Annotated in this window: 28 protein-coding genes and 1 tRNA gene; 16 read left to right on the top strand and 13 right to left on the bottom strand. The window is 57.7% G+C overall.

Features of this window, described 5'->3' with window-relative positions; translation table 11 throughout:
• Positions 1-75: 75 nt before the first annotated feature.
• From fbp to FH039_RS11925, 9 genes are all read left to right on the top strand, one after another.
• Complete coding sequence (gene fbp / locus FH039_RS11965) at positions 76-1,203, top strand: fructose-1,6-bisphosphate aldolase/phosphatase (protein WP_139681486.1); 1,128 nt, start codon at positions 76-78, stop codon at positions 1,201-1,203.
• Positions 1,204-1,370: 167 nt separating this feature from the next.
• Positions 1,371-3,329 carry a glyceraldehyde-3-phosphate:ferredoxin oxidoreductase gene (gor, locus tag FH039_RS11960; RefSeq protein ID WP_139681485.1) on the top strand — a complete coding sequence of 653 codons (1,959 nt, stop codon included), beginning with the start codon at positions 1,371-1,373 and terminating at the stop codon, positions 3,327-3,329.
• A gap of 66 nt (positions 3,330-3,395) precedes the next feature.
• A complete protein-coding gene (locus FH039_RS11955; RefSeq protein ID WP_139681888.1) occupies positions 3,396-4,658 on the top strand; it encodes a phytoene desaturase family protein in 1,263 nt (420 codons plus the stop codon).
• A 145-nt stretch (positions 4,659-4,803) separates the two neighbouring features.
• Positions 4,804-5,751, top strand: a complete 948-nt coding sequence (gene arcC, locus FH039_RS11950; protein ID WP_139681887.1) for a carbamate kinase — start codon at positions 4,804-4,806, stop codon at positions 5,749-5,751.
• A 47-nt stretch (positions 5,752-5,798) separates the two neighbouring features.
• Positions 5,799-6,644 carry an SDH family Clp fold serine proteinase gene (locus tag FH039_RS11945; RefSeq protein WP_139681484.1) on the top strand — a complete coding sequence of 282 codons (846 nt, stop codon included), beginning with the start codon at positions 5,799-5,801 and terminating at the stop codon, positions 6,642-6,644.
• Between the two features lie 138 nt (positions 6,645-6,782).
• Complete coding sequence (locus FH039_RS11940) at positions 6,783-7,685, top strand: coiled-coil protein (RefSeq protein WP_139681483.1); 903 nt, start codon at positions 6,783-6,785, stop codon at positions 7,683-7,685.
• 9 nt (positions 7,686-7,694) lie between these two features.
• A complete protein-coding gene (gene arcS / locus FH039_RS11935; protein ID WP_139681482.1) occupies positions 7,695-9,401 on the top strand; it encodes an archaeosine synthase subunit alpha in 1,707 nt (568 codons plus the stop codon).
• 2 nt (positions 9,402-9,403) lie between these two features.
• Positions 9,404-10,447 (top strand): hypothetical protein, encoded by a 1,044-nt coding sequence (locus FH039_RS11930; protein WP_139681481.1) that lies wholly within the window; start codon positions 9,404-9,406, stop codon positions 10,445-10,447.
• Positions 10,448-10,483: 36 nt separating this feature from the next.
• Positions 10,484-10,765 carry a DUF2103 domain-containing protein gene (locus FH039_RS11925; RefSeq protein WP_139681480.1) on the top strand — a complete coding sequence of 94 codons (282 nt, stop codon included), beginning with the start codon at positions 10,484-10,486 and terminating at the stop codon, positions 10,763-10,765.
• 407 nt (positions 10,766-11,172) lie between these two features.
• Here the strand turns inward: FH039_RS11925 and FH039_RS11920 are convergent, their stop codons facing one another.
• The 3 genes from FH039_RS11920 to FH039_RS11910 form a co-directional block, all read right to left on the bottom strand.
• Entirely contained in the window at positions 11,173-11,586 is a 414-nt protein-coding gene (locus FH039_RS11920) for a nucleotidyltransferase domain-containing protein (protein ID WP_139681479.1), read from the bottom strand.
• Positions 11,567-11,980, bottom strand: coding sequence for a HEPN domain-containing protein (locus FH039_RS11915; protein ID WP_206206178.1), 414 nt, complete (start codon positions 11,978-11,980; stop codon positions 11,567-11,569). Before FH039_RS11915 ends, FH039_RS11920 begins: the two co-directional genes overlap by 20 nt.
• Positions 11,981-12,324: 344 nt before the next feature.
• On the bottom strand, positions 12,325-12,960 hold the full coding sequence (locus FH039_RS11910; protein ID WP_139681885.1) for a hypothetical protein: 636 nt from the start codon (positions 12,958-12,960) through the stop codon (positions 12,325-12,327).
• 104 nt (positions 12,961-13,064) lie between these two features.
• On the opposite strand from FH039_RS11910, the gene FH039_RS11905 reads away from it, so the two are divergent.
• A complete protein-coding gene (locus tag FH039_RS11905) occupies positions 13,065-13,664 on the top strand; it encodes a class I SAM-dependent methyltransferase (protein ID WP_139681478.1) in 600 nt (199 codons plus the stop codon).
• A 21-nt stretch (positions 13,665-13,685) separates the two neighbouring features.
• Here FH039_RS11905 and FH039_RS11900 read toward each other — a convergent pair.
• The 3 genes from FH039_RS11900 to gcvT all read right to left on the bottom strand — a co-directional run bounded on the left by FH039_RS11900 (position 13,686) and on the right by gcvT (position 15,959).
• Positions 13,686-13,763 (bottom strand) — tRNA-Gly (locus tag FH039_RS11900).
• A 40-nt stretch (positions 13,764-13,803) separates the two neighbouring features.
• Positions 13,804-14,634, bottom strand: a complete 831-nt coding sequence (locus FH039_RS11895) for a DMT family transporter (protein ID WP_139681477.1) — start codon at positions 14,632-14,634, stop codon at positions 13,804-13,806.
• A gap of 128 nt (positions 14,635-14,762) precedes the next feature.
• The gene (gcvT, locus tag FH039_RS11890) at positions 14,763-15,959 is read right to left on the bottom strand and encodes a glycine cleavage system aminomethyltransferase GcvT (protein ID WP_139681884.1); all 1,197 of its coding nucleotides are present in this window, start codon (positions 15,957-15,959) and stop codon (positions 14,763-14,765) included.
• Between the two features lie 102 nt (positions 15,960-16,061).
• On the opposite strand from gcvT, the gene FH039_RS11885 reads away from it, so the two are divergent.
• Entirely contained in the window at positions 16,062-16,898 is an 837-nt protein-coding gene (locus tag FH039_RS11885; protein ID WP_139681476.1) for a universal stress protein, read from the top strand.
• Between the two features lie 91 nt (positions 16,899-16,989).
• Here the strand turns inward: FH039_RS11885 and FH039_RS11880 are convergent, their stop codons facing one another.
• Positions 16,990-17,577 (bottom strand): endonuclease dU, encoded by a 588-nt coding sequence (locus tag FH039_RS11880; RefSeq protein WP_139681475.1) that lies wholly within the window; start codon positions 17,575-17,577, stop codon positions 16,990-16,992.
• Positions 17,574-17,885, bottom strand: a complete 312-nt coding sequence (gene cutA, locus FH039_RS11875) for a divalent-cation tolerance protein CutA (protein ID WP_139681474.1) — start codon at positions 17,883-17,885, stop codon at positions 17,574-17,576. Before cutA ends, FH039_RS11880 begins: the two co-directional genes overlap by 4 nt.
• A gap of 70 nt (positions 17,886-17,955) precedes the next feature.
• On the opposite strand from cutA, the gene FH039_RS11870 reads away from it, so the two are divergent.
• Entirely contained in the window at positions 17,956-18,231 is a 276-nt protein-coding gene (locus FH039_RS11870; RefSeq protein ID WP_139681473.1) for an acylphosphatase, read from the top strand.
• Here the strand turns inward: FH039_RS11870 and FH039_RS11865 are convergent.
• Positions 18,221-18,814 (bottom strand): regulator of amino acid metabolism, contains ACT domain protein, encoded by a 594-nt coding sequence (locus FH039_RS11865; protein WP_139681472.1) that lies wholly within the window; start codon positions 18,812-18,814, stop codon positions 18,221-18,223. The genes FH039_RS11870 and FH039_RS11865 overlap by 11 nt on opposite strands.
• A 159-nt stretch (positions 18,815-18,973) precedes the next feature.
• On the opposite strand from FH039_RS11865, the gene FH039_RS11860 reads away from it, so the two are divergent.
• The 4 genes from FH039_RS11860 (at position 18,974) to FH039_RS11845 (ending at position 21,700) form a co-directional block, all read left to right on the top strand.
• A complete protein-coding gene (locus tag FH039_RS11860) occupies positions 18,974-19,813 on the top strand; it encodes a carbohydrate kinase family protein (protein ID WP_240703321.1) in 840 nt (279 codons plus the stop codon).
• 155 nt (positions 19,814-19,968) lie between these two features.
• Complete coding sequence (locus FH039_RS11855; RefSeq protein ID WP_139681470.1) at positions 19,969-20,256, top strand: hypothetical protein; 288 nt, start codon at positions 19,969-19,971, stop codon at positions 20,254-20,256.
• A 142-nt stretch (positions 20,257-20,398) separates the two neighbouring features.
• Positions 20,399-20,935, top strand: coding sequence for a transcription factor E (gene tfe / locus FH039_RS11850; RefSeq protein ID WP_139681469.1), 537 nt, complete (start codon positions 20,399-20,401; stop codon positions 20,933-20,935).
• A 36-nt stretch (positions 20,936-20,971) separates the two neighbouring features.
• On the top strand, positions 20,972-21,700 hold the full coding sequence (locus tag FH039_RS11845) for a DUF2110 family protein (RefSeq protein ID WP_139681883.1): 729 nt from the start codon (positions 20,972-20,974) through the stop codon (positions 21,698-21,700).
• Here the strand turns inward: FH039_RS11845 and FH039_RS11840 are convergent.
• From FH039_RS11840 to FH039_RS11825, 4 genes are all read right to left on the bottom strand, one after another.
• The gene (locus FH039_RS11840; RefSeq protein ID WP_139681468.1) at positions 21,690-23,057 is read right to left on the bottom strand and encodes a hypothetical protein; all 1,368 of its coding nucleotides are present in this window, start codon (positions 23,055-23,057) and stop codon (positions 21,690-21,692) included. The two genes, FH039_RS11845 and FH039_RS11840, sit on opposite strands and share 11 nt — an antisense overlap.
• A gap of 85 nt (positions 23,058-23,142) precedes the next feature.
• A complete protein-coding gene (locus FH039_RS11835) occupies positions 23,143-24,033 on the bottom strand; it encodes an Mrp/NBP35 family ATP-binding protein (protein WP_139681882.1) in 891 nt (296 codons plus the stop codon).
• Positions 24,034-24,117: 84 nt separating this feature from the next.
• On the bottom strand, positions 24,118-24,882 hold the full coding sequence (locus tag FH039_RS11830) for an ABC transporter ATP-binding protein (protein WP_139681467.1): 765 nt from the start codon (positions 24,880-24,882) through the stop codon (positions 24,118-24,120).
• On the bottom strand, positions 24,879-25,913 hold the full coding sequence (locus FH039_RS11825; protein ID WP_139681881.1) for a FecCD family ABC transporter permease: 1,035 nt from the start codon (positions 25,911-25,913) through the stop codon (positions 24,879-24,881). The genes FH039_RS11830 and FH039_RS11825 overlap by 4 nt, the downstream gene beginning before the upstream one ends.
• Between the last annotated feature and the right edge of the window lies 1 nt (position 25,914).

Below are 25,914 nucleotides of genomic sequence, written 5' to 3'. Positions count from 1 at the left end.
CCTTTTTGTGTATCATCGACGGTGATATTAACGTTTTATAAGCATAAAAGTGGTTAAAGCTATCGGTGGTTGCCAATGGCAGTTGGAGAAAAGATAACCCTCAGCGTGATCAAGGCCGACATCGGCGGCTGGCCGGGGCACTCGAGGGTGCACCCGCAGCTCGTCGAGACGGCCGAGGAAGTCCTCTCAAAGGCCGTCGAGGACGGAACCATCATCGACTTCTACGTCGCCACCTGCGGAGATGACCTTCAGCTCATCATGACCCACAGGAAGGGTGTTGACAGCTCCGAGATACACGGCCTGGCCTGGAAGGCCTTCGAGGAGGCCACCAGGGTCGCCAAGGAGCTCGGCCTCTACGGTGCCGGTCAGGACCTCCTCAAGGACGCCTTCAGCGGCAACATCCGCGGAATGGGTCCGGGAATAGCCGAGATGGAGATAACCCTCAGGAAGAGCGAGCCCGTTGTCACGTTCCACATGGACAAGACCGAGCCCGGTGCGTTCAACCTGCCGATATTCAGGATGTTCGCGGACCCGTTCAACACCGCCGGCCTCGTCATCGACCCGAACATGCACATGGGCTTCCGCTTCGAGGTCTGGGACATAAAGGAGCACAAGCGCGTGATCCTTAACACGCCGGAGGAAGTCTACGATCTCCTCGCCCTCATCGGCGCCAAGAGCAGGTACGTCATCAAGCGCGTCTTCCCGAAGGAGGGGCACAAGATAGCCAAGGACGAGCCGGTCGCCGTTGTGAGCACCGAGAAGCTCTTTGAGATAGCCGGCGAGTACATAGGGAAGGACGACCCTGTAGCAATCGTCCGCGCCCAGAGCGGACTGCCGGCCCTTGGTGAGGTTCTCGAGCCCTTCGCCTTCCCGCACCTCGTCAGCGGATGGATGAGGGGTTCCCACAACGGCCCGGTCATGCCGGTCGCGATGCACCAGGCCAACCCGACGAGGTTCGACGGCCCGCCGCGCGTCGTCGCCCTCGGCTGGCAGATAAGCCCAGAAGGAAAGCTCGTCGGTCCGGTTGACCTCTTCGACGACCCGGCCTTCGACGGCGCCAGGCAGAAGGCCGTTGAGATCGCCGAGTACATGCGCAGGCACGGCCCGTTCGAGCCCCACAGGCTCCCGATGGAGGACATGGAGTACACCACCCTCCCGGGCGTCCTCAAGAGGCTCGAGGAGAGGTTCGAGAAGATCGAGTGATCTTCCGTCTTTCCCTTTCTTCTCTGGTTTCCGCAACGTTCCTCGGCCGTCCCGATTGCTAAGGTTTTTATAACCTCCCGCCCAACTTTTTTGATAGGCCCATCGGAAGCCTTAAATATTCTTCAGCCCAAAACTAACACTCGGAGTGATACACAGGGGTGGGAGTCATGAAGTTCACAGTTCTCAGGCTCAATCTGGACGAGAAGAAGGTGGAGAGTGAGGAGCTGGAGAGGGACGGGATATACGGGGTCATAGACTACGGCATAGAGGTTCACGAGAACCTTGAAACCCACAGCGTTGAACCCTACGACCCGAAGAACGTCGTTGTCATGGGTATGGGACCATTCTCGGGCTCGACCCTGCCTGGGGCCCACCGGCTCATGTTCTTCTTCCGTTCCCCCCTTTACGGAACCCTGTTCCCCTCCGCCATGGGCGGAGCGGCCTACGCCTTCAAGAACGTCGGCGTTGATTTCGTGACCTTCGAGGGCAAAGCCGAGAAGCCCGTCGTCGTTCTCCTCTACAACGACGGCGAGAGCGTAAGGGTTGAGCTCCACGAGATTGAACTCGAAAAGGTCATCGAGATATGGAGGGGCTACAAGGATGAGGAAGGCGTCTACGCGCTCACCCAGTACCTCATCGATACCTTTGGCGATAAGTTCGACTTCGAGTACCGCATAGCCGTTGTAGGCCCCGCCGCTCTGAACACCAACTACGGCGCGATATTCTCCCAGGCCCTCCGGAAGGGAGAACGCTTGGTCGGCAGCGAGGACTGGGCCGCCCGTGGAGGCTCCGGAAGCGTTTTGTTGAGGGCCCACAACGTCGTCGGAATAATCTTCGGTGGCAAGCCGAGGAAGAGGCCCTTCCCGGGCGAGGACATCGGCAACTTCAGGACCTCCAAGGCGATTGTTGAGGGCGTTCACAAGAAGCCCTACAATGAAATCATAAGCGAGAAGACCACCAAGTACCGTTTCAACCCCAAGCTCAACACCGGCGGAACCTTCGGCGGAAACTACCCGGCCGAGGGCGACTTCGTCCCGATTCTCAACTGGCAGATGCCGTACATTCCGAAGGAGGAGCGCATAAGGATTCACGAGAACATAATGAAGCACTACTGGGAGCCCTTCAACGAGGAGGCCATAAAGCCCAAGAACTGGACGACCTGCGGCGAGCCGTGTCCGGTGGTCTGTAAGAAGTACCGCCGCGGCCACCACGTTGAGTACGAACCCTACGAGGCCAACGGCCCGCTGAGCGGAAGCATAAGCCTGAGGGCCAGCGACATAAGCGTCCACGCGGCAGACGCGATGGGCTTCGACGCGATAGAGTTCGGCGGAACGGCCGCCTGGGTTCTCGAGCTCGTCCATCGTGGTCTGCTGAAGCCGGAGGAGGTCGGTATAAGCGGAAAGCCGGAGTTCACGAAGGAGGCACTCCTCGAGCGCCCGGTCGAGGCGAGCGAGGTCAACGCTAGGCTCGTGGCCGAGCTGGCCCGCCTTGTGGCCTTCGCCGAGAACGAGATAGCCAGGATAATAGGCCTCGGCAAGAGGAAGGCGAGCGTTATCCTCGACGAGAGGTTCAAGGACAGGCTGAAGTACGGTGAGAGCTTCAAGGACTACGGTGTCTTCGTTCCGCTCGGCGAGGACGGCGAGATGACGCCGACGATGTACTGGGCGATAGGCAACTACATACCGCTCCCGATTCAGGGTCGCTACTGGACGTTCTACCAGTTCGGCGTTTTCCTCGAGCCCGAGGAGCTGGCCCAGAAGATAATCGCGAGCGCCCTCTGGGAGTTCTGGTACGACAACGTCGGCTGGTGCCGCTTCCACCGCGGCTGGATGAAGCCCGTCCTTAAGGCGCTTTTCATGGACGCCTACGGAGAGAACGTTGACATGGAGGAGCACGCCAGGAAGCAGCTCAAGAGGCTCATCGAGTACGCGAGGAAGGCCGGCTATGCCCCTGCATTCTGGGACAGCATGCGCGTGATAGACCTCGTTTCAGCTGGAAGCGAGGAGTTCGGCAACGAGCGCTGGGCGGAGAAGTTCAGAATTGACAAGGTCGGCACCGCCAAGGAGTACCTTGAGATGGTCCTGGAAGCTTACAGCGAGATTCTGGGAGTGGAGTGGAGGCTGTGAGTTTTTTCTTCCTTTTAGGAACAACCCTTATATTCTCCTCTTCCCTCAGGTTTTCAGGTGAGAAAAATGAGGGCGGTTGTAATAGGCTCCGGAATCGGCGGCCTTCTGACGGCCTCTTTCTTAGCTAAAAATGGTTACGATGTCATAGTCCTCGAAAAGGCCCCCTACGTCGGTGGGCGCTTCACGAACCTAAACTACAGGGGCTTCGGCCTCTCCACCGGTGCTTTCCATATGCTGCCCCACGGCGAGGACGGGCCTTTGGCTCACCTCCTCGGACTCCTCAACGCGGACGTTCAAATCGTGAACTCGGATCCAAAGGGCATGATGTTCTACGAGGGCAGAACCTTCCACTACCGTGAGGGCTGGAAGTATCTGGGCCTCCGCGAGAAGGCCAGGGCTATGAAACTCCTGGCCGATATAAAGAGGAACAAACTGCCGGCCGGAGAAGAGGCCGAGATGAGCGGCCGCGAGTGGATCAGGGAAAAGATAGGCGACAACGAGTTCGTTGACTTGTTCATCAAGAGCTTCCTCGGCTGGGCCGACAGCGTCCTGGACGTTCCCGCCGGAGAACTGGCGAGGGAGATAAAGGCGGCTTTGAGATGGGGCGGGCCCGGGCTTGTTAAGGGTGGCTGCAAGTCGATTCCCGAGGCGTTGAGTTCGATAATCCTTGGCAACGGTGGAAGGATACTCACGAGGAAGCGCGCCGTCGAAATCGACACCGATGTCAAGAAGGTCATCACTGCCGACGGCGACGAGCTCTCCTACGATATCCTCATATCCAACGTCGGAATAAAGGAGACCGTGGGGCTGATCGGCAGGGAGAACTTCGACCGCGAGTACCTCAGGCGCGTTGATTCGCTGAGGCCGAGCGAGGGCATAAAGTACAACGTGGCACTGAAGGGTGGGCCTAGGATAGGCAACACCGTCGTCTTCACCCTCGACACCGAGAGGATAAACGGCTACAACGAGCCGTCATCTCTGAGTCCTGAGCTAGCCAAGGAAGGCCACACCCTGATAATGCTCCACCACGCTTTACAGAGCAGAAACGTCAAGGCCGAGCAGAGGAAGGGGGTAGAGGACATCTACAAAATCTTCCCGAACCTCGACGGGGAAGGGGAGATTCTGCTCGTTCAGACCTACCTCGACGGGAACCCCGTGAACAGAGTTGCCAGCGGGCAGGTCGTCGAGGACTTCCCGATCGAGGGAATTTACGTGGTCGGCGACGCCTACAAGCCGCCAGGGGGAATAGAGGTTGAGGGCATAGCCCTCGGCGTCATGAGGACTCTTGAGAGGCTCGGACTGGGAAACTTCTCGGACTGGTACCTCTGAGGGAGGCGCCCTTCTGGGCCCGCTGTTCTTTACCTTTGCCAACTTATTTTCTCGCCCCCCGAACCTTTTTCCAGTGAACAGCCCTGGCTCCTAACGAACGTTTTTATCCTCCCCCGCGTATCTATCCATCCCGGAGGTGATGCTCATGAAGAGGGTTGTAATAGCCTTGGGCGGTAACGCTATTCTCCAGCGAGGCCAGAAGGGAACCTACGAGGAGCAGATGGCCAACGTCATGAAGACGGCCAAGCAGATAGTGGATATAATCCTGGACGGCGACTACGAGGTTGTAATCACCCACGGAAACGGTCCCCAGGTCGGTGCCTTGCTCCTCCACATGGACGCCGGTCAGGCCACCCACGGCATCCCGGCCCAGCCGATGGACGTTGCCGGTGCGATGACCCAGGGGCAGATAGGGTACATGATACAGCAGGCGATAAGGAACGAGCTGAGGAAGCGCGGGATAGACAGGCCTGTGGCAACGATAGTCACCCAGACCATCGTGGACAAGAACGACCCCGCCTTCCAGCACCCGAGCAAGCCGGTTGGTCCATTCTACGACGAGGAAACTGCGAAGAAGCTCGCGGAGGAGAAGGGCTGGGTCGTCGTGGAGGACTCCGGCAGGGGCTGGAGGCGGGTTGTGCCGAGCCCTGATCCAAAGGGCCACGTTGAGGCGGAGATCATCCAGGACCTCGTTGAGAAGGGCTTCATAGTGATCACCAGCGGCGGCGGTGGGGTCCCCGTCATCGAGGAGAACGGTCAGCTCAGGGGCGTCGAGGCGGTTATAGACAAGGATCTGGCAGGCGAGAGGCTCGCGGAGGAGGTCAAAGCGGACGTATTCATGATCCTGACCGACGTGAACGGCGCGGCGGTGAACTTCGGCAAACCCGACGAGCGCTGGCTCGGGGAGGTCACCGTCGGGGAGCTCAGGAAGTACTACGAGGAGGGCCACTTCAAGAAGGGTAGCATGGGTCCGAAGGTTCTGGCCGCGATAAGGTTCGTCGAGTGGGGCGGCGAGAGGGCGGTTATAGCGGCGCTCGACAGGGCCGTTGAGGCCCTCGAAGGAAAGACCGGAACGCAGGTCATAAAGGGCTGAACCAAATTCTATAAATATCTCCTCTCCCCTCTTTCTTCGGTGATAACATGGGCGAGGCCGCTACCGGATTCTTCGGTTCGCTGCTGTGGTGGCTGTTCTTCATGTACATCCTGCTGTGGCCTCAGATGCAGTACCGGAGCCTGCAGCTGGCCAGGGCGAGGCTGCTCAAGAGGCTCTCGGAAACGCGAAAATCAACGGTAATAACCATGATCCACCGGCAGGAGAGCATAGGACTCTTCGGAATACCGTTCTACAAGTTCATAAGCGTCGAGGACAGCGAGGAGGTTCTCAGGGCCATCCGCTCGGCTCCCAAGGACAGGCCGATAGACCTGATAATTCACACCCCGGGAGGCCTCGTACTTGCCGCGACGCAGATAGCGAAAGCGCTCCACGACCATCCAGCCGAAACACGCGTCATAGTCCCCCACTACGCCATGAGCGGCGGGACGCTGATAGCCCTCGCCGCGGACAGGATAATAATGGACCCCCACGCGGTTTTGGGACCGGTTGACCCGCAACTCGGCCAGTACCCTGCCCCGAGCATCGTCAGGGCAGTTGAGAAGAAGGGCGTTGACAAGGTGGACGACCAGACCCTCATCCTGGCGGACGTGGCGGAGAAGGCCATCAACCAGGTCCGGGACTTCGTTTACACCCTGCTGAAGGATCGCTACGGCGAGGAGAAGGCCCGGGAGCTTGCCCGGGTGCTCACCGAGGGAAGGTGGACGCACGACTACCCGATCACATACGAGCAGGCCAGGGAGCTGGGCCTTCACGTGAGCACGGACGTTCCGGAGGAGGTTTACTCCCTGATGGAGCTCTACAAGCAGCCAATGAAGCAGAGGGGCACGGTGGAGTTCATGCCGTACACGCAGGGGGGCGAGGTCGGTAAGTGAGGTCTTTCCCCTTTTGTGTTTCCATTTTTCTCCGGTTGAGGGAATTCTGGCCAAAAAGTTTTTATTTGCTCATTCCTTTTTGAGTCCAGAAATGTTTGAGCAGGTCAGCTGTTCTAAAAAGGGAGAGGGGTAAGAGCGATGCAGACGAAAGTGGACCCAGAGGAGATTAAGAGGATCAAGAGGGAGATAGAGGCCCTTGAAAAGGAGAGAAACGAGATAAGGGCCAAACTGGATGAGCTTGAAAAGGAGCTTCAAATCTGGATCCAGAAGAGGGACGAGAAGAACAACGAGGTCAAGGGGCTCCGCCAGAAGGGCAGGGAGTACAAGGCCAAGCGCGATGAAATCAACGCGCAGATACAGGAGCTGAAGAAGAACCGTGAGGAGATAAACGCGAAGCTCGACCTCCTCTACCAGGAGATACTCGAGTACCGCACCAAGAGGGACGAGTACAACCAGCTCCGCAGGCTCAAGATGCCGCCGGCGAAGATCCAGGAGAGGATAGAGAAGCTCGAATGGGAGCTCCAGACCAACCCGAACATCACGCCCGATAGGGAGAAGCAGATCGTGGATCAGATACAGGTTCTCGCCACCGAACTTGAGATACTCCAGCAGGCCGAGCGCTTCCACAAGAAGCTCGTCGAGTCCAGGAAGAAGGTCGATCAGCTCAAGAAGGCCAGGAGGAACATCAGCCTCGAGATACAGAAGCTCGCCAACCAGAGCCAGCAGTTCCACGAGCAGATGATAGCGGCGTTCAACCAGGCCGACGAGGTCAAGAAGGAGGCCGACGAGTACCACGCCAAGGTCGTTGAGCTCCGTGACAAGATCAGGGAGGTCAGGAAGGAGCTCCGCAGCATCGAGAGGAAGATAAGGGAGTACGACGAGAAGCACAAGGAGCTCATCGCCTACAGGCTCGTTGCCAGGATGCACGCCAAGAAGGACGCCAGCTTCGAGAAGGCCGTCGAGGCCCTTGAGAAGTTCAAGAAGGGCGAGAAGCTCACCCTCGACGAGCTGCTCCTCCTCCAGAGGTACAACCTTGTCTGAGGCCTGGCTATGGAAGTCATCAGGCACGAGGGGCCCGGGAGACTGGGTCTCGTCAGGGTAGGGGAGCGCTCTTTCACGACCCCGGCACTGGCAGGGGTAGACTTCACGCTCTCCCCGTTCAACTCCTTCTTCCATCCCCGGGGGCCGGAGGAGTACGACTTCAACCTTGCCCCCTCGATACCCCTCGGCTTCTACACGCCGGACGAGGTTATAGAGAAAGCTTTGGGAAGGCTCTGGAGCGTGAACTACGAGGGTTTCAACGCCTTCTACCTGCCTGCCCTGAGGAGGACCTCCCACCTGGGTGAGTTCTTCAAGATAATCGAGCGCTACAACTTCGATGCCGTCTACCTCGGCAACTCAAAGGTTCTGGTGAGGGAGTACCGCTACTTCGTGAGGATTTTAAGGGAACTCCGCGAGAGGTTCCCCAACGTCATGATAATCGCCGACCTGGAACCGTTCTTCTATCCGCTCGCCGTTTACCTCGGCGTCGATGCCTTCGACACCCGCTCTCTCAAGCTCTACGACTTCGAGGGGAAGGGCTTCACCGGGTACAGCCCATTCCTCTGGAAGAAAGAAGGCAACTCCCTCGACTTCGCCCGTGAGACGATCATACTGGTCAGGAACGCCCTGAGGGAGGGAAAGCTCCGCTACCTCGTTGAGAACTTCTTCAGCACCCAGTACCACGCGGGGATACTGAGGATAGCCGACCTTGAGCATTCCGACTACCTTGAGAAGTACACGCCGATCCAGAGGGAGACGGTTTACTTCATCAGCGACGCCTCGATTAGAAGGCCCGAGGTTAGGAGATGGCATTCGAGGGTTGCCGAGCGCTTCGTTCCTCCGAGGAACACCGAACTGGTTCTCCTCTTCCCGTGCTCGGCCAAAAAGCCCTACTCCTTCTCGAGGAGTCACACACTTTACCGGAGGGCCGTAAAGGAAGCCCTCGGTTCCGGCATCTCCAAAGTCCACGAGCTTATCCTCACCTCGCCCTTTGGCGTTGTCCCAAGGGAGTGGGAGTGGCTGGCCAAGTACGATATAGTGGTTACCGGCCACTGGAGCGAGGAGGAGATTAAGCCCGCGGCCGAACTCCTGGCGAAGACCCTTGAGAAGTACCCGAAGGACGTTCCAATCATAGCTCACCTCGACGAGGCCTACGTGGAGATAGCGAAGCTCGCGGGCGAGCTTTCCGGCAGGGAAATAATCTTTACCGAGGTAAAGAACGGCACGACGAGCAAGGAGAGTCTGAAGTCCCTCACCGAGACGCTGAGGGAGTTCAAACTTGAGGGAACCAAGGAGGACAGGACCTACCGCTACTTCGAGAACATTAGGAAGGTCTTTGACTTCTATTTCGGGCCTGGGGCGGGTGAGGCAGTTCTCCCGGATGACGGGAAAGTCAGGGGTTCCAAGATGCTTCGCCTCTTCGTTGAAAACCAGCAGACTGGAACCTTCAAGGACGGCGTGATAAGCGTCACCCCCTTCGGAATGCAGCGGGTATACGACGTCGTTGGGAGCTACTGGGTGAAGGTGGACTTCGAGCTCCGCGGCGACGTCTTCGCGGTCGGCGTTGACGAGGCCGATCCCGCAATAAGGCCGGACGACATAGTGGGCATAGTGAGGGACGGAAAGGTAATAGGCGTCGGAAAGGCAGTTTTGGCTGGAGAGGAGATGGTTAGAGCCAGGAAGGGCGTTGCGGTTAAGGTCAGGAAGAGGGCGTGAGTATGAGAAGGATTCTTGGCCTTCTCCTGGTTCTCCATGTTCTCTTCCTTTCTCTGCCATCGGGTTCCGCAGACTACCTCGGGGCAGAAAGCCTGGACTTTTACGTCGTCGCTACCTACGGGGACGCGGCGGTGCTGTCGCTTGAATACACCACATACTCGCCCTCCATGAGCGGCGCACTCGTGCCGGATACCTGCTGCGTTTACTACAACTTCTACATAAACTCCAGCGGGGCGTATTTCATGGGCGGGTCCTGGGAGGCCCCGGTGGTTTACCAGTACAGGGGGTTCTACTACCTATTTGTGGCCACTATGGACGGCTCGGTCAGGGTTTACCGCATGGGGCGGGACTGCTTTGAGCCGGTCACCGTGGTGAAGTCGAACACCGGTGAGGAACCCAACTTCGCCGTTGCGGTCCCGTACCTGGTGGTCCAGACCGGGAAGAACGAGCTGGTCGCGGTTAACGTCGCCAGGAACGTTACCCTTGGAACCATTGACGTGGAGAACGTCGAAAACGGGACTTACTTCAAGGGCGTGACGGTTGTTAAGGGGAGCGGTAACATCAAGCTGGTGGGGGACTCGCCTGAGAAACCGCCCGGGGCCATGCCCCTCCAGGTCTCCGGCGACACCCTCAGCATTCCCGAGGAAAACGTTAAGCTCCCGCTGAAGTCCGTGGAGAAATACCTGTGGGCGCGTGAAGAGGCGGCTTATCTCAGGGTGTACAGGCTTGAGAACGTCCTCCTTCTGGTGCCGCCCGGTTTCACCCACTACTTCGCGCCGGACGCCAACTCCACTGGAGAACTGCTGGAGTTCGGCAACGAGAGCGTTGCGGTCAGCGGCGGGGGAGACGTTTATGTCCTGTACTACGACGGAAATTTGAGGCCCCTCCTCCTCGGAGAACCAACTGAGGGAGGCTTTCTTGTGAAGGCTGACAACGTAACGTTCACCAAATGTGAAGTGCCAAAAACGTACGCCCTCGAGTTCTGGGCGGCCGTCGTTCTGCTGGCGCTGATAGGCTTCACCTGGTTCTTCATGGTTCGGCGGTGAGAAAACGCTAAAAACCCGGCGGGCGTTCTAAGAAACATGCCCAGGCACTTCAAGAGAGGCGTCAAGAGGGAGCACCACTTCCTGAAGGGTCTTGAGAAGCCGCTGGAAAGGATAGCAGCCATACCCGGGGTCAAGAAGGTAATTCCCGGCAGGATATACGCGAGTGATTCGAGGGGCTTTGAGATAAAGGTGTCGAGGGAAACTGCAACCGGTTTGAAGCTGATAGCCAAGAGCGACGGGAGCGTTCAGGAGGTTTTTCTGGTGGTTGATAAAGAGGACAGGGAGAGGGTCTGGAGGGAGGTAGAGAGGCTCTTCTGAGGGCCTGTTCGTGGATATTATACCCTCCGGGAGGAGGGAAATAATAGGCTGGGCCGTATTTTTGATCGTGATTGGTAGGGCGAGTTTTGCGTACGGTATCATGAACTTTCTCGACAGTTGGAGGTTGGCCCCCGAGCGATGTCGGAGCTCTTCTTGACTGGCACGCCATGCTGAACGGTGAATATTTAACAAGTGAGCGATGAGCTCATGTAAAAACTACCGGTACATTGTTCATACCAGCTTCATAATCGCGGGCTTGCCTTCATAATCATGGTACCCCACTACCTCAGGGTGAGAAGATACAGGGGGAGCTTTTGGCGATCGGGCTCAAAGGTTCTAAGAACGCTGAAATGTCGATTAAAGCGCAGCTCTCTACGCTTTCCTAAGCTTCAGTTGAGTATCTGTGCCTACCCTCTTTGAATAAACCCCTCTACCCTCCAGTAGCGCTCTTTTCTGAGCCCCTTCCTTTTCAGCTCCTCAAAGTGCCTCTTAGCGGTCTTGTAAAATCCATTATCGTGGAGCAGGATTCCTTCCTTCATTGCGTCGAGAACTGAAGGCGAGAGGCTCTCCATAGCCCTGAGAAACTCTGATGGAGTGTAGGCCAGTATGTCCAGGTCGAGGAACTCATCGTTCAGCTCGTAGAGCGGGCGCGTCCTCCTTAGAGGGTTCCCCTTCAGTCGCTTTGAGACCACGATAAGGTCGTAGTCGCTTGCCCTGTTGAAGTCCCCCCTCGCGCGGGAGCCGAAGAGGATTACCGTGACGTCCCCGTGGAAGTAGTCAACGAGCCTCTTAACAAAGCTCTCAAGCTCCTTCGAGATCACCGATAAGCCCCCTCACAAATTCTATAATCTCCTCCGCGTAGGATATCAGCTCTCCGGCAACGTCTTCGGAGTAGTACTCGAAGGGTGCGCCTTCTGGATAAGCGTCCGGGTAGCGAGGAGCTATGTAGTTCCTGTCGAGCTCCATCGCCATGCTAAGGATCTCCCTTGGAATGCTGAAACCCTCCGCCCGGAGCTCCCTGAGAAGGCGCGTGATTGAGTGACCGATGGGGGCGTAGCCGAGACCGCGTAACAAAGCTTTAACCGCCAGTTCCGCCGCCTGCTGGGCCTTGAAGCTGGCCCACTCATAGTAACCCTCCTCCAGATCCCTTCGGGCCGAGGAAAGGGTTCTCCCGGCCTGCTTCATCCACCGCTCGTACTCGCTCCTCTTTATCATCATAGGAAAAGATACGGCAGGCGGTATTTAACCCCTTCGCCCAGTGTTATACCATCCGGGAGGAGGGAAATGGCGATTTGTGACGATGCCTACGCGGGAACAAAAGGTAGCGTCGTGGAATACTTTATGGTTTCTTGAAAGCCCCACCCCCAATGTAAACTCAGCCTTCGAGGTCCAGCACGAGCTAGTGTCTTTCCCCTGAAGGTCACTTTGAGCGGAAGCCCCGAATTAGGAGTGTATTTCCCCTGAGCAGATAATGCTCCCCCAGGACCCAACTAAGCTGAAGTTGTGTCTTGCCAGTATCTTGAACACTTCTATTGGGAGCACTTGGTAGAGTTTCGCTATCATAACTCCCCCTTCCCCTCAAAGAACGCCTCAAGCTCCTCGTCGCTTATCTCATCGTCCGCCTCAGTGTACCCAAGCTCCCTCTTCTGGAGTTCTATCAGCCCAGGCGTGAGGAGAAGCTTTCCGTCCAGCTTCGGCACGGCGTAGTGGAGGGTTATCTCGCTGAACTCGTCGAGCTTTATCGTGGGGTTCAGCTCGTACTCTATCTCTCCCAGCCTCTTTCCCTCCGCGATGAGCTTCGCGATGATGGCGGAACCGTCTATGGAGAACTGCACGCTCCCGATGTGCCTGGCCTTCGCGCCCTCGATCTTCTCGGTTATGAACTTCTTGGTCTTCCCAGTGAACTCGAAGTCGCCGAGGATTCCACCCACGACGATTACGCTGTCTTCTTCTATATCCTCCGGCTTCAGCTCCTCCTCTGCGAAGGGGTCAAGGATTATCAGCTTCGACCTGTCAAGGGGGAACTCCGTAACACTGGCCGCTATCACACTTCCTAACTTCGCGAGTTCTTCCCTTTCGTGCGGCTCCACGTTGGTGAATATCAGCCTCTCTCCCCACCATTCGCTCGCGTGCCTGTACTCGAGCAGAACCCAGTCGCGCAGTTCCTCAAGGTGTTCTATGAGCAGGTACGGCATGAGCATCACCGGGTCGGCTTTGCCCTTTGGCCTTAAAAGCCTGCCGACTCGACTCCACACTCCTGCCCAGTTAGGGTTTTAAGCGGGAGGAGGGATTTTGGGGCATGAGCTTCAGGGAGAAGTACGCGAGGCTTGGAGAGCGCTACAACGTCCTGGAAAAGCCCCTGGACAGGTTCTTCTGCCCCCTCAGGAAGATGGCGGCCAGCTTTGCCCGCGGAAGGGTCCTTGAAATCGGCGTTGGCGTCGGGAAGATGCTCCCCTACTATTCGCAAGGGGTTGAACTCCACGCCGTTGATGCAGTTCCGGAGATGGTCGAGATAGCGAGGAAGAAGGCCAGAGAACTCGGTCTCAACGTTCAATTTTACGTGATGGACGCCGAGAACCTGGAGTTTCCGGACGGGAGCTTCGACACGGTGGTTTCCTCCTTCGTCTTCTGCACCGTTCCCAACCCTGAGAGGGCCATGAGGGAAATCCACCGCGTTCTCAAGCCCTGCGGAAGGGCGGTTTTCCTGGAGCACACGAAGAGCGATTGCCGGCTTTTGAACTGGCTGTTTCTCAGGCCCCTCGACGTTCTCCTCGGTTTTCTGCTGGAGGACAACACGCTGAGGGAGACGCACCTTTTGGCCAGAAAATACTTCGAAATCGAGCACGAGGAGAGCCACTACAGTGGAATAGTCAGGCTCATCGTGGGCAGAAAGGTATGAGTAACGTCCGCGAGAAGAAGATGGTGCGGTGGCCGGGATTTGAACCCGGGTTACCGGCTTGGGAGGCCGGTGTCCTGGACCAGGCTAGACTACCACCGCCCTGGCCCGCTATAATTAAAGCGACCCCCATTTAAAAGCTTTATTGTTCCCTTCCGAGGATTATGCCCCCCACTATCATCGCCAGCCCGACCACCGTTGCTGGGACGATTCTCTCCCCGACGACGACCGAGATGAAAAACAGGCTGAGGAATGGCACGAGGTAGGCAAGGTTCGAGGCGAAGGCCATATCGCTCTCAACGGCCCTGTACCAGAGGAGGAAGGTAACCCCCATCTCGAAGAGGCCGACGTAGATTGCCCCGGCGAGACCTCCGGCGGGGGGAACGGCGAAGTTTCCCGTTACCGCAACGGCCGCTGAGACGTAGATGAAGCCGAACAGAAAGTTCCAGAACATCTTCTCGATCAGCTTTCTCCCGTCGCGAAGGTTGAGGAGCCAGTAGCTCGCCCAGATAACGGCACTTCCAATGCCGAGGGCCACCCCAAGGGGATCGGTGAAGTTTAGGCCCCCGAGGTTCCCTTTTGTTGCCACCACGATGGCCCCCATGAAGCCGAGGAGCAGGCCAAGTACCGCCCTTGCGCCGGGCCTCTTTCCCAGGAGCGGAATAGAGAGAAGGACGAGCATCAGCGGCCAGGTGTAGTTGAGAGCCTGCGCCTCCTGGGCAGGCAGTCTGTCGTAGGCCGAGAAGAGAACGGTGTAGTACAGGAGGGGGTTTATAAGGCCGAGATAAGCGGAGCGGAGGTTTTCCTTTCTGGGGGTGAATTCTTTCGCGTAGAGCATACCAAAGAGAAGGAGCGAGGTTAGGGACGCGTAGAACAGGAGCTGGAGCGGACTCATGTAGCGCAGGGAGAGCTTGAAGGCCGAGGCAACCGTTGACCACAGGAGCACCGCGCCGACGGCGTGCTTGCTGGACATGGCTTCAACTCATTTCCGGGGCATATAAATTCAACGATTTTGGCTTTCCGAATAAAATTTGGTCCTGCCCCTGTTACCAGGTAACGCCCCCATTACCTAAAAGGTTTTTGGAAAAAGAAGAGGAAAAATCACTCCTCCCTGAAGGCCCCGTACTTCTTGGGGTCGTAGAAGGGCGGAGCAACGGTTACGGCCTTCTTGGGCTTGCCCCTTATCTCTATCTCCAGCTCAACGCCTGGCTTGGCGTACTCCTCCTTCACGAAGGCTATTCCTATGCCGATTCCGAGGAGCGGGGAGCTGGTTCCGCTGGTAACCTCGCCTATGACCTCGCCGTTGGCCAGAACCTTGTAGCCCTCCCTCGGGATGCCTTTGTCAACCATCTTGAAGTGCACCATCTTCCTGCCGAGGCCGCGCTCCCTCTGCTTGAGGAGTGCCTCCTTGCCTATGAACTCCTTATCCCAGAAGATGGCGAAGTCGAGGTTGGCCTGGAGGGGGGTAACCTCATCGATGTCGGTGCTGAGGAGCTGGAGCTCCTTGGTCTCGTTGCCGTAGAGGGTGTAGCCTGCCTCAAGCCTGAGGGTGTCGCGAGCACCGAGTCCGGCCGGCTTTATGCCGTACTTCTCTCCGGCCTCGAGGATTCTCTCCCAGACGTGGAGAGCTTTCTCCGGCTTTCCGCGCTTGCTCTCGTCCGGGTGGTAGGGGTTGGCGTCCTCGAAGTAAATCTCCCAGCCGTTCTCGCCGGTGTAGCCGCTCCTTGAGAGGAGCATCTTAATTCCGTCGAGCTCGACCTCCTTCGCCTGGAACCACCAGAGCTCGTTGATGTCGATGCCGAAGAGGTCCTTTGCGAGGTCCCTCGCCTTCGGACCCTGGATTGAGAACATGACCATGTCGTAGGTTTTGTTTTCTATCTCGAGGTCCAGCTCACCGAACTTTTCTATGCCCCTCTTTATCGCGTTGAACCATGCCTCGAGCTTCTCGAAGGCATCGCTGTCGCAGACCATCATGTAGGTGTCGTTCCCGAGGTTAAACACCAGCGTCTCGTCCTTAACCGCTCCGCGCTCGTTGAGGACGAGGGTGTAGGTTCCGCTTATGGCGGGGGGCTTTGAGATGTCGTTGGTCGTGACGTACTGGAGGAACTCAAGGGCGTCCTTTCCGCGGAAGATGAACTCCCCCATGTGGGAGACGTCGAAGATTGCGACGCCGTTTCTAACGGCGAGGTGTTCGTCCTTTATGCTGGAGTACCAGATGGGCATCTCCCAGCCCGCGAACTCCTCAACCTTCTTGGCGTGCTCCTTATGCCAGTCGAATATGTGGACCCTCTTGACCATAGCTATCACCGTTCAAACTTCAATCGAGGCGTTATAACCCTTTCCAATACATGGGCAACGATAATAAGCATCGACGTCCAAATTAATACTGGGGTGTCCGGGATGTTTGAGAAAGTGTTGTACCCGACCGACTTTTCGGATGTATCGATGCACGCCCTGCGCACCTGCATTCCCAGGCTCATTTCCATGGGTGTCAGGGAGCTGTACCTCATCCACGTCGTCGATATAACCATAGCCGAGTTCGAGGCCTTTGAACTCGAGGACGTGTATCGCGAGAGGCTGGAGGGGCTGGCTGAGGAGCTCAGGAAGGACAGTGTGAAGGTCGAGGCAATCGTGAGGATAGGAATTCCTTCGATAGAGATAGCCGAGACCGCCGAGGAGAAGGGCGCGGACCTGGTTGTCATCCCCAGCATGGGGGAGAACATATGGAGGACGATGTTCGTCGGAAGCACCGCCTCGAACCTTGCGAGGGCCACGAAGCGGCCGGTCCTGCTCCTCAAGTATGTCAAGGGGGACGGTAAATTTGAGCTGTCCGGGGACTGTTCCGAGGTCTTCAGGCGTCCGCTGGTGGCCCTGGACTTCTCAAACTGCTCTATAAAGGTTCTCAAGACAGTCCGGAAGTTTGAGGAGCTGGTGGAGAGCGGAATTCTGCTCCACTCGGTTGACTACGGCAGTATGGACGAGCTTGAGCACAACATAGAGCTGGCGAAGAAGAACCTCGAGAAGTCCGCGAGGGGACTGAGGGCAAAGTTTGAGACCGAGGTGATGGTGGGCTCGGCGAGCCAGGCGATAATTGGAACTTCACTCGCCAAGAACTCGACCCTCATAGTCATCGGCAAGAAGGGGAGGAGCTTCATCAAGGACCTGCTCCTTGGCAGCACTGCGGAGCGTGTCATAAGGGACTCAAAAGTTCCTGTGCTGCTGGTTCCGTGTGATTGACCTCAGTCTGGAACGGCTTCCACATCAGGATTCGGTAGCTACCCTGTTGCCATCATCGGTCGTTCTTTTCTCCAATTTTCGCCTTATAAACCTACTCCCTCTTGCTCTCGCCCGTCATTACCGCGGAGGCTATCATGTGTGCCAGCCGGAGGGGTTCGGGGGTTAGGCCGGTCCGGGTGGTGGCCCGGATTATCTCGACCGCGGTCTTCTCGTCCACGCCCGCAGCCTGGAAGTAGAGCTTTTCTGGTATCATCTCAACCAGCGGGGGCGCCTTTTTAAGAAGCCCAAGCCTCTCCTCCGCATCGGCGAAGTGCTTCCTGAGCGCGGCCTCCATCGCCCCGATGTCCGGTCTCTTCCGGACGACCACTATGACCGGCAGTCCCGTTTCCCTGTGGAGCCTTTCCAGGTCAACGACGTTGAAGCCGGCGTAGGTAATGCCCTTGAGGAGGATCAGTCTCAGATCTTTGAATCTGGATGAGCTGATGGCGTCTATCATGGCCTCCGTGGCGTCCTTTCCGTCGACGGTTATCCAGCGCGAGAGAACGCCAACAACCTCCCGGGAGCCCTTCATGACGACGCCTATCAGAATCGTTTTCTCCCGCTGGAGTTTGGGAGAGAAAGAGAACGTCCCATCGTCAAACCCAACGACGCGTATCTGGGGCTTGACCTTCCTTATCATGACAGCACCTTCTCGAGCCACTCCGCGTATTCATCGTTTACCTTGTCCACCTCTATCCTGGCTATCAAGGGGACCTCGTAAGGGTGCATCTCCCTGATGGCGTCCCTCAGCTCCCTCCACTTCTCGACCTCCGTCTTGAGTATGGCGCCGACTTCTTTGCCCTCTTCAATCTTCCCCTGCCACCAGTAGAACGCCCTGTGCTCCCTGAGGTTTGCGCAGGCGATGAGCTTTCTCTCAAGGAGTGCCTTCACCACCTTCTCGGCGCTCTCCCAGTCGGGGAAGGTTGTGTAAACTAGTATCATCTCCATCCTCCCACCCGTCTTAAGCTCAACGGATAAGCTTAAATCGGTTGCGGGAGTATTAAGGACGGGATGTGGTATGGAACGGGTGAGGGCGCACCTTAGAATCCACGGGCGCGTTCAGGGCGTTGGTTTTCGCTGGAGCATGCAGAGGGAGGCGAGGAAGCTCGGCGTCAGCGGGTGGGTGAGAAACCTGCCCGACGGCACCGTTGAGGCCGTTGTGGAGGGGGACGAGGAGCGGGTCGAGGCACTGATAGGATGGGCGCACCAGGGGCCGGCCCTCGCGAGGGTAACCCGTGTGGAGGTAAAATGGGAAGAACCGGAGGGGCTTGAGGGGTTCAGGGTCACCGGGTAGAGGCGAGGCGTTCCATCAGGATCCTCTTGGGGCAGTACTTGACCTCGCAGTAGTTGCAGACGTACTTCTCCTTATCCTTCTCGGGCGTGTGGAGTATGAGTTTCCTGAAGCCCTCCATCTCCTTGATCCTCACGAAGACCTCGACGGGGAGTGTTCCGTCAATGACTATGTAGAGCTTCGTCGGCTCCTCGCGGAGGTTCCTGCTGAAGACCTCCATAACGGGAACCCCGTTCTGGTGTAGGAGCCCGAGCACCTGTGAGAAACCCTGGAGGTACTTCTCCTTGTCCAGCTCTATCTCGAGAACCTCCCATCCCATCAGCGGGGCGACGTCGATGAGGCTTGGCAGCGGGTTGAGCTTCTCGAATATCAACTTGAGGGGGTAGGTCTTCTCTATGTATTCGATGGTGTGATAGACTATCTTCCTGTTGACCCCGATTATCCTGGCGAGCTCGCTTATTGGAACCTCGACGTTCCGGAGGTATATCTTACCATTCTTTACGCTGAGGCCGTTCTCGAACAGGAACTCGGCCACCTTTCTCCTGGCGGGGTAGTTCTTGAAGTAGGCCTCGAGTATGAGCATCATTTTTGTTCACCTCTTACCCATATATGAGTAGGAATGGATATTTAAATCTTTCCCCCGCGGCGCAAGGTTATTAACGGATGCCCCGTAGCTTCCACCGCAGGGGTGAGTGCGGTGGAGTTCGATGTGGTGGGGATTGGGAACCTTAACTACGACATCATAATGCTCATCGAGCGTTTTCCGGAATTTCACGAGAAGGTCAACGCGGAGGAGGCTTTCTTCGGCCTCGGCGGCGCCGCTGCGAACACCATAAGCTGGCTCGCGCACTTCGGTCTGAGAACCGGGTACATAGGCGCCGTTGGGAGGGACGAGATAGGTGAGGCGCACCTCTCGTACTTCAGAAGGATAGGCGTTGATACGGGCGGAATAAGGGTCGTCGATGCCACATCGGGTGTGGCCATAGCGATGATACGGGGGGAGGACAAGAGGATAGTGAAGTACCCCGGTGCGAACCTCCTCAAGGACATCGATTTCGACTACCTCTCCAGGGCGCGGCACGTTCACCTCTCCTCGAACCCGATGGATACAATAGAGAAGGTGGTGGAGTTCGCGAGTGAACGGGGGATAACAGTTTCCCTGGACATAGGGGAGGCCCCGCTGTCGAGGGAAATCGAGGAGAAGGTTGATTACCTAATGATGAACGAGGATGAGTACCGGAGAAAGTTCGGTTCCCTCGACCTTTCTCTCTCGGGGGCCAAAAACCTCGTGGTTACCCTGAACGGGGGAGGGGCGCTGGTCAGGGACGCCTCCGGAAACGTTCACGAAATCAGGGGGCTCAGCGCGGAGGTAGTTGATTCCACCGGTGCCGGTGACTCGTTTGACGCGGGCGTTATCTACGGTGTTCTCATCGGATGGGGCCTGGACGACGCCGCGAGGCTCGGGATGCTTCTGGCGTACCTCACCGTTCAGCAGGTTGGGGCCAGGAGCGCGGTGATGCCCCTTGAGGACGTCATAGCCGCCGCCGGGGAGGTGGGCCTCAACCTGCCCTTCGGCAGGAACTGAGCGGGCTCTTTTCCTCTCCGTGGGCGGGGCCCATTTCATAACGTTTAAATACCTGCCGATGTACTCCTTTTAAGCTTCCCCTTAAGAAACCCTTAAAAATCCGTGCCCTAAAAGTCTTAGAGGGGCCAAAAGTCCTTAGAGTGGAGGTGGCGCGCTTGGAAATCATAATCGACAACTTCAAGCCCAAGATCACCCGTCCTTTCAAGAGGAAGAACGAGTACTGGGTCAAGCTCATTCTCTCGGAGGGAGAAGAGTACATAATGAAGTTCAAGACCCCCCTGGAGGCGGAGGATGCCATATACGGCATGCTCGATGATCTTCAGGTTTACGGCGGGAAGGTAAAGCTCCAGCTCCGCGAGGGAAACGTCATAGAGCACATAGAAGTTGTGGAGCTTTACAAGCCCTCGGCGAAGGAGCTCCTCAACGAGTACTTCACAGAGTGACCCCGCATCTGATGTTCTTTTCTGTTCATTGAGGTTGGAAATATGACAAAAACCTATATATAGTCCAGCTCACATAGTTTAATATTGGACAGCTCTGTGGGCGTGAAGTCAGGGGATCGAATATTCTCTGGAGGTCGTTACTGTGGCAAGGCGGAAGAACAAGGAGCTCCTCGAACTTGCAATGGACATGGGCGGCGAGGAGGCCGTTGAGGTAATCAAAGCCCTCGAGAAGAAGAAGGAAGCCACGGACGAGGAACTTGCGGAGATAACGGAGATACGCGTTAATACTGTGAGAAAGGTTCTCTACATGCTCTACGACCAGGGGCTGGCGGAGTTCAAGCGCATCCGCGACAAGGAGACCGGCTGGTATTACTACTACTGGCGCCTTGAGACCAAGCGCCTCCCCGAGATAATTCGCTCCAAGAAGATGGCGGAGCTCAAGAAGCTCAGGGAGATGCTGGAGGAAGAGACCAGCGAGATATACTACCACTGCGGCACGCCGGGCCATCCGAAGCTTACCTTCGACGAGGCCATGGATTACCAGTTCCAGTGCCCGATATGCGGCGCGATGCTCATGCAGTACGACAACACCGAGGTCGTGGAGGAGCTCAAGAGACGCATCGAGGAGCTGGAGATTGAGCTGGGCCTCAGGAAGAAGCCCAGAAAGAAGTCCAACTGAATGGCTTTCCTTTAATGAACTTCGGGGATGGTGAGAATGGAAGAAGTGGTTATTCTGGAGAAAGTTTACGGTGACAGGAGCGGTTTTCTTAAACTCGACAGGAAGCTGAGGGCCCTTCTGGGCGACCTGGAAGTTGAGTGGAAGCTTTCCGCCGTCAAAAAGAACTGGGTGAAGGTCTCCCTTACCGGGGAGGACGAGGAGATAAGCGCGAACCTGGTGCGCGATGAGTTCGGTGAGGTTCCGTACAGGCTGAGCGCGGTTAAGGAGGGAGAGACCTACCGCGGTCGCTTTATAGACCTCGGGAAGGTTGGCTACGGCGCCTACGTTGACATCGGGATCTTCAGCCCGAGGCCGAAGGACGCCCTCCTGCCCCTCTACTACCTGAAGGAGACCTTCGGTGAGATTCCGGTCAGGGAGATGATAGGCAGGTTCGGCTGGGTTGACAACCTCCCCGTCGAGGTGACCGTTAGGGGGGTGGAGTTCGGTGCAAGGGAGGTTGAGCTGACCTTCAGCGACTCCCAGCTGAAGAGGATAAACTCCTGGCTCAACGACGGTCACGACAAGCTCTTCATAACCGGGACGGTTAGCGAGAACGTTGAGAAGGCCCTCATCCGGACCGGTCACGGCAGGGACGTGAAGCGGATTGAGGAACTCGGCCTCATGGAGACCCTCCTAATACTCAAGAAGGGCACCCAGGCGCCGGGCATAATCAAGGAGATAGGGCCGCACCTGAAGGGAACCCTCATCGGCGCGATCAAGTTCTAGGAGTGAGCCCGTGGATCAGGCGGACCGCGAGGGCTGCCAGCAGGACGAAGCAGTAGGGGAACATGGCCGGCACGAAGAGCGCCACCGGGATGTAGACCATGGTCATCAGGAGCAGAAATGCCGTCTGTCCCTTCATTCTTATGCCCTTTTCTCTTCCCGCGATCGCGTAAACCGCAGTTGCGATCGTGAGGGAGCCGTTCAGCAGGAAGTCCCTGACGTGTGCGGGTGCGTTGGGATCCATGTTTGAGGGTATGCCGCGCGGCAGTCCGAAGGCCCCGTAGAGCAGGAGGACGCCAATGCCCGTTATGAGCAGGTACGCGTAGTTTCTGAGGTGCCTCTTGGGGAAGGCTATTACAAATATCAGCGGCATCAGGGCGAGGTGGGGGTTTATCGCCACCGCCAGGAGGGTGAACAGGGACAGCACACCCGTTTGTAGGAGCGCCTTCCACTTCTCGGGCGAGAACGTCACGTTGCTCACTATCGCGAGGGCTATCATGAAACCCGCGAGGCCCAGGGCGCCGCCGCTTACCTCACGGAAGCTCTCCCTGAACATCGGGGCGACGAAGGTCAGCCCGAAGACCAGAAAGCCCAGCTCGCGGGATCTCTTCGGCGCCAGGTAGAACGCGAAGGACATTATTATGAGTATAAGGAGCCAGTGTGCAAAGATTATGTTCTCCTCGATTGGGGGCACCGTTCTGAAGACTGCTCCCATGATGGCGCTCAGGGGGGAGTCGGGGGAGCCGCCGACCGCGAACTTCAGGGCGGACGAGAGGTACGCCAGGAACCCGTCGGTGAGTCCCGGCCTTTCCGCCGTGAGGTACCAGACCAGGAAGAGGGAAGCTGCCAGGGCGTAGAACCTTCCCGCGTGGCTGTCGTCGCCGCTGAGGAGGGCCAGGAATACGATGATTATGGTGAAGGCAAGGGTCAAAAACGTGGCCACCGAGCCTCTGGGGGGGTTCCACAGTCCCTCAAATGCCCTCTCCGTGAGGTGGATGCTATCCTCCGAGCCTGTTATGAGAACGGTGCCGTTGAGGACGACGATGGAGGGGAGAAGGGAGGCGTTCGCGGGGAGTCCCGTCCGGTTCCAGACGGACGCCATGAGCCCGTTGTTGTAAACGTTGCCGACGAGAACCAGGGTGTCGTTTCCATGACGCTTGACGGTGTAGAGCTTTTCGTCCACGTAGTACGCCCAGCCCATCGCCCAGGTCTCGTTGCCCGGGACGACGGTGTAGGTGGAATTTGAGCTCAGAAACGCCTGGAACGCTTCGGGGTCTGGATAATATGCCAGTTCGCCGGCAGAAACGAGTGGAACCGCCAGCAGGAGGATGAGCGCGATTAGAACGGGAACCCTCTTCATGCTCTCCCTCCCGATGAGATACCCGGAGGTGGTTAAAAAGTTAATGCAGGGAAACCCGATAAAGAAGGAAGGGATAACGGGAGGATTACTCTGCTTTGGATTCGTCCGCCTTCATCGCTTCGAGCTTCTCGACGAGCTTGTCCACTATCTCCATGAAGGCCTTGGCGGCAACAGTGTCCTCGTAGAGGACTATGGGTATGCCAGCGTCGCTTGCCTCCCTGGCCTTGAGGTCTATGGGTATGCCGCCGAGGAAGTCAACGCCTTCCTTCTCGGCGAGCTTCTTCCCGCCGCCCTTGCCGAAGATGTCTATCTCGCCGCCGCAGTGCGGGCAGATGAGGTAGCTCATGTTCTCGACGACGGCCACGTAGGGCACTTCCATCTTCTTCATCATGTTAACCGCCTTGCCCGTGTCGAGCAAAGCGACCTCCTGCGGGGTGGTGACGATAACCGCGGCGTCGAGCTTGAGGCTCTGCGTGACGGTCAGTATCTCGTCGCCGGTTCCGGGCGGGAAGTCTATTATCATGAAGTCGAGGGAGCCCCAGTTGACGTCGCCGAGGAGCTGCTTGATGGCTTTGGTGACGAGGCTTCCGCGCCAGATTATCGGCTGGTCCTCCGGAACCAGGAAGCCCATGCTCATGACCTTTATCGGGGTCGTCTGTCCGAGGAAGTCGTTCATAGGCGGTATCATCTCGAACCTGCCGTCCTCCATCTTCTCGGCCAGAACCTCTGCCCTGTCAACGCCGAGCATCTTGGCGACGTTCGGCCCGTGTATGTCCGCGTCGAGTATTCCAACGAAGTAGCCCTTCTTTGCCAGGGCCGCGGCGAGGTTAACCGCCACGGTGCTCTTGCCGACGCCGCCCTTGCCGCTCAGGACGGCTATCTTGTACGTCCACTTCTCCTGCTTCTCGTTTATCCTCTGGGTGAGCGGGTCAGCGCCCAGTCCTCCTATGTTGAGTGTGGGAGCTTTGATCGTCATCTCATTCACCTCCGGCTTAGGTTGCCCTAAGGAGCTTAAAAGTTTTGTCCAAAAATTTGACAGTATTACTCATGTTTGGGTACTCTACAGGGGGACGACGGTGGGTATGCCCCGTATCTCTCCAATCTCAACGTCCACGCCGTAAATCTCTCTGAATAGCTTCCCGTCGAGGATCTCAAGACCTCCCTCTGCCATGACCCTGCCCTCCTTCATGAAGATGAACCTCCTCGCGAAGCGCAGCGCTAGGTTCACGTCGTGCATCACCACTATCGCGGTTCCTCCCTCCCTGGAGAACCCCCTGGCGAGTCTCATAACCTCCAGCTGGCTTCTTATGTCCAGGTTGTTCGTTGGCTCGTCCATGATGAGTATTCTGGGCTCCTGGGCGAGGGCCCGCGCTATCCCCACCTTCTGAAGCTCACCGCCGCTCAGTCTGTTCGTGGTTTTAGCTGCCAGGTTCTCTATCCCGAGCGTCCTTAGGGCCGCCATGACGGCCTCGATGTCCTTCTTTGATGGCCTCAGCCCCATGTGGGGCCTCCTCCCGAGGAGCACCGTGTCGAAGACCGTCATGAACCCTGGCTCAGTTCTCTGAGGGACGTAGGCGATGATGCGCGCGAGCTCGTTCCTTGAGTATTCCCCGAGGGGCCGTCCAAAGGCTTTCACTCCCCCGCAGTTCAGTATCCCCGCCAGGCACTTCACGAGGGTGCTCTTGCCGGCACCGTTGGGCCCGAGCACCGCCACGAACTCGCCTTCCCAGACATCTAGGTTGATCCCCCTGAGCACCTCGGAACCGTTGTACGAGAACCGCAGGTTTCTGGCGCTCAGGACGATCTTTTCGGATGACGGCTTCATCTCCTTCCCTCCATCCTCACCAGCAGGTAGATGAACGCCGGCGCGCCGAGGAAGGACGTCACTATGCCCACCGGAAGTATCATCGGCGACAGAATGAGCCTCGCGATTGTGTCCGCGGTTACAAGAAGGAGCGCCCCGGCCAGCGCCGATAGGGGAATCAGGAAGCGATAATCTCCACCCGCCACCAGCCTCACCGCGTGGGGGGCTATCAGGCCAACGAAGCCTATGACCCCGACGAAGGCAACGCTGACCGCGGTTATCAGGGCCGCGAGGAACGTGGAGACCAGCCTCACCCGCTCAACATCCACGCCAACGCTCTTCGCCACCTCGTCGCCCATGACCGCTGCGTTCAGGTCCCAGCGCTTGACGATGAAGTACCCGAGGACAGGGATGAAGGTGGCGGCCATTATGGCATCTTCCCTCCACGTGGCCCTGCCGAGGTCCCCAAAGCTCCAGTAAACCATGGCCGCGAGCTGTAGCTCGTCGGCGAAGTACTGGGCGAGGGTGGTCAGGGCCACGAACAGGGAGCCCATCGCCACTCCAGCCAGGATTATCGCCTCCGGGCTCAGTCCCTTCAGCTTCGCGAGGAGCAGTATTACCGCCGTGGCGCTTATCGCCCCCATGAAGGCGAAGAGGACGACCACGTAGGGGTTGTCAAGGGATATCCTGCCGGAGCTCTCGGCGTAGCCGGCTCCGAGAAGTATCGCGAGGGAGGCCCCGAACATCGCGCCGTGGGAAACCCCCATAGTGAAGGGCGTGGCCAGTGGGTTCCTGAGGAAGCCCTGCATGACTGCCCCGGCCACGGCCAGGGTGGCCCCCACGAGGAGGCCCGCGGCTATGCGGGGAAGCCTGACTTTCCAGACGACGAGCCCCGCGCCCCCGCTTCCTCCCCCGAGGAGCGCCTCCAGAACCTCGCGGGGTGTGAGTTCATACGAGCCGTGGGAGAGGGAGTACAGGCTAACCAGGACGGTGAGGAGAAAGAGGAAAAGGCCAATGGAGAGCTTTCTGGCGGTGTACCTCTCGTAGTCCATG

This window comes from Thermococcus indicus (assembly GCF_006274605.1).
GTDB lineage: Archaea > Methanobacteriota_B > Thermococci > Thermococcales > Thermococcaceae > Thermococcus > Thermococcus indicus.
The sequence above is the reverse complement of the archived record's forward strand: the minus strand, read 5'-3'. Positions and strand labels throughout refer to the sequence as shown.

Bases quoted from the DNA above. Each gene is read 5' to 3' on its own strand.
- gcvT (WP_139681884.1), bottom strand. From the start codon at position 15,959: ATGGTCAAGAGGGTCCACATATTCGACTGGCATAAGGAGCACGCCAAG.
- FH039_RS11825 (WP_139681881.1), bottom strand. From the start codon at position 25,913: ATGGACTACGAGAGGTACACCGCCAGAAAGCTCTCCATTGGCCTTTTC.
- FH039_RS11840 (WP_139681468.1), bottom strand. From the start codon at position 23,057: ATGAAGAGGGTTCCCGTTCTAATCGCGCTCATCCTCCTGCTGGCGGTT.
- FH039_RS11830 (WP_139681467.1), bottom strand. From the start codon at position 24,882: ATGAAGCCGTCATCCGAAAAGATCGTCCTGAGCGCCAGAAACCTGCGG.
- FH039_RS11860 (WP_240703321.1), top strand. From the start codon at position 18,974: ATGCTCATCGAGCGTTTTCCGGAATTTCACGAGAAGGTCAACGCGGAG.
- FH039_RS11865 (WP_139681472.1), bottom strand. From the start codon at position 18,814: ATGATGCTCATACTCGAGGCCTACTTCAAGAACTACCCCGCCAGGAGA.
- gor (WP_139681485.1), top strand. From the start codon at position 1,371: ATGAAGTTCACAGTTCTCAGGCTCAATCTGGACGAGAAGAAGGTGGAG.
- arcS (WP_139681482.1), top strand. From the start codon at position 7,695: ATGGAAGTCATCAGGCACGAGGGGCCCGGGAGACTGGGTCTCGTCAGG.
- FH039_RS11915 (WP_206206178.1), bottom strand. From the start codon at position 11,980: ATGATAAAGAGGAGCGAGTACGAGCGGTGGATGAAGCAGGCCGGGAGA.
- FH039_RS11870 (WP_139681473.1), top strand. From the start codon at position 17,956: ATGGAACGGGTGAGGGCGCACCTTAGAATCCACGGGCGCGTTCAGGGC.
- FH039_RS11930 (WP_139681481.1), top strand. From the start codon at position 9,404: ATGAGAAGGATTCTTGGCCTTCTCCTGGTTCTCCATGTTCTCTTCCTT.
- FH039_RS11835 (WP_139681882.1), bottom strand. From the start codon at position 24,033: ATGACGATCAAAGCTCCCACACTCAACATAGGAGGACTGGGCGCTGAC.
- FH039_RS11880 (WP_139681475.1), bottom strand. From the start codon at position 17,577: ATGATAAGGAAGGTCAAGCCCCAGATACGCGTCGTTGGGTTTGACGAT.
- FH039_RS11945 (WP_139681484.1), top strand. From the start codon at position 5,799: ATGGGCGAGGCCGCTACCGGATTCTTCGGTTCGCTGCTGTGGTGGCTG.
- FH039_RS11885 (WP_139681476.1), top strand. From the start codon at position 16,062: ATGTTTGAGAAAGTGTTGTACCCGACCGACTTTTCGGATGTATCGATG.
- FH039_RS11845 (WP_139681883.1), top strand. From the start codon at position 20,972: ATGGAAGAAGTGGTTATTCTGGAGAAAGTTTACGGTGACAGGAGCGGT.
- FH039_RS11910 (WP_139681885.1), bottom strand. From the start codon at position 12,960: ATGCCGTACCTGCTCATAGAACACCTTGAGGAACTGCGCGACTGGGTT.
- FH039_RS11925 (WP_139681480.1), top strand. From the start codon at position 10,484: ATGCCCAGGCACTTCAAGAGAGGCGTCAAGAGGGAGCACCACTTCCTG.
- FH039_RS11895 (WP_139681477.1), bottom strand. From the start codon at position 14,634: ATGTCCAGCAAGCACGCCGTCGGCGCGGTGCTCCTGTGGTCAACGGTT.
- fbp (WP_139681486.1), top strand. From the start codon at position 76: ATGGCAGTTGGAGAAAAGATAACCCTCAGCGTGATCAAGGCCGACATC.
- FH039_RS11905 (WP_139681478.1), top strand. From the start codon at position 13,065: ATGAGCTTCAGGGAGAAGTACGCGAGGCTTGGAGAGCGCTACAACGTC.
- cutA (WP_139681474.1), bottom strand. From the start codon at position 17,885: ATGGAGATGATACTAGTTTACACAACCTTCCCCGACTGGGAGAGCGCC.
- FH039_RS11955 (WP_139681888.1), top strand. From the start codon at position 3,396: ATGAGGGCGGTTGTAATAGGCTCCGGAATCGGCGGCCTTCTGACGGCC.
- FH039_RS11940 (WP_139681483.1), top strand. From the start codon at position 6,783: ATGCAGACGAAAGTGGACCCAGAGGAGATTAAGAGGATCAAGAGGGAG.
- arcC (WP_139681887.1), top strand. From the start codon at position 4,804: ATGAAGAGGGTTGTAATAGCCTTGGGCGGTAACGCTATTCTCCAGCGA.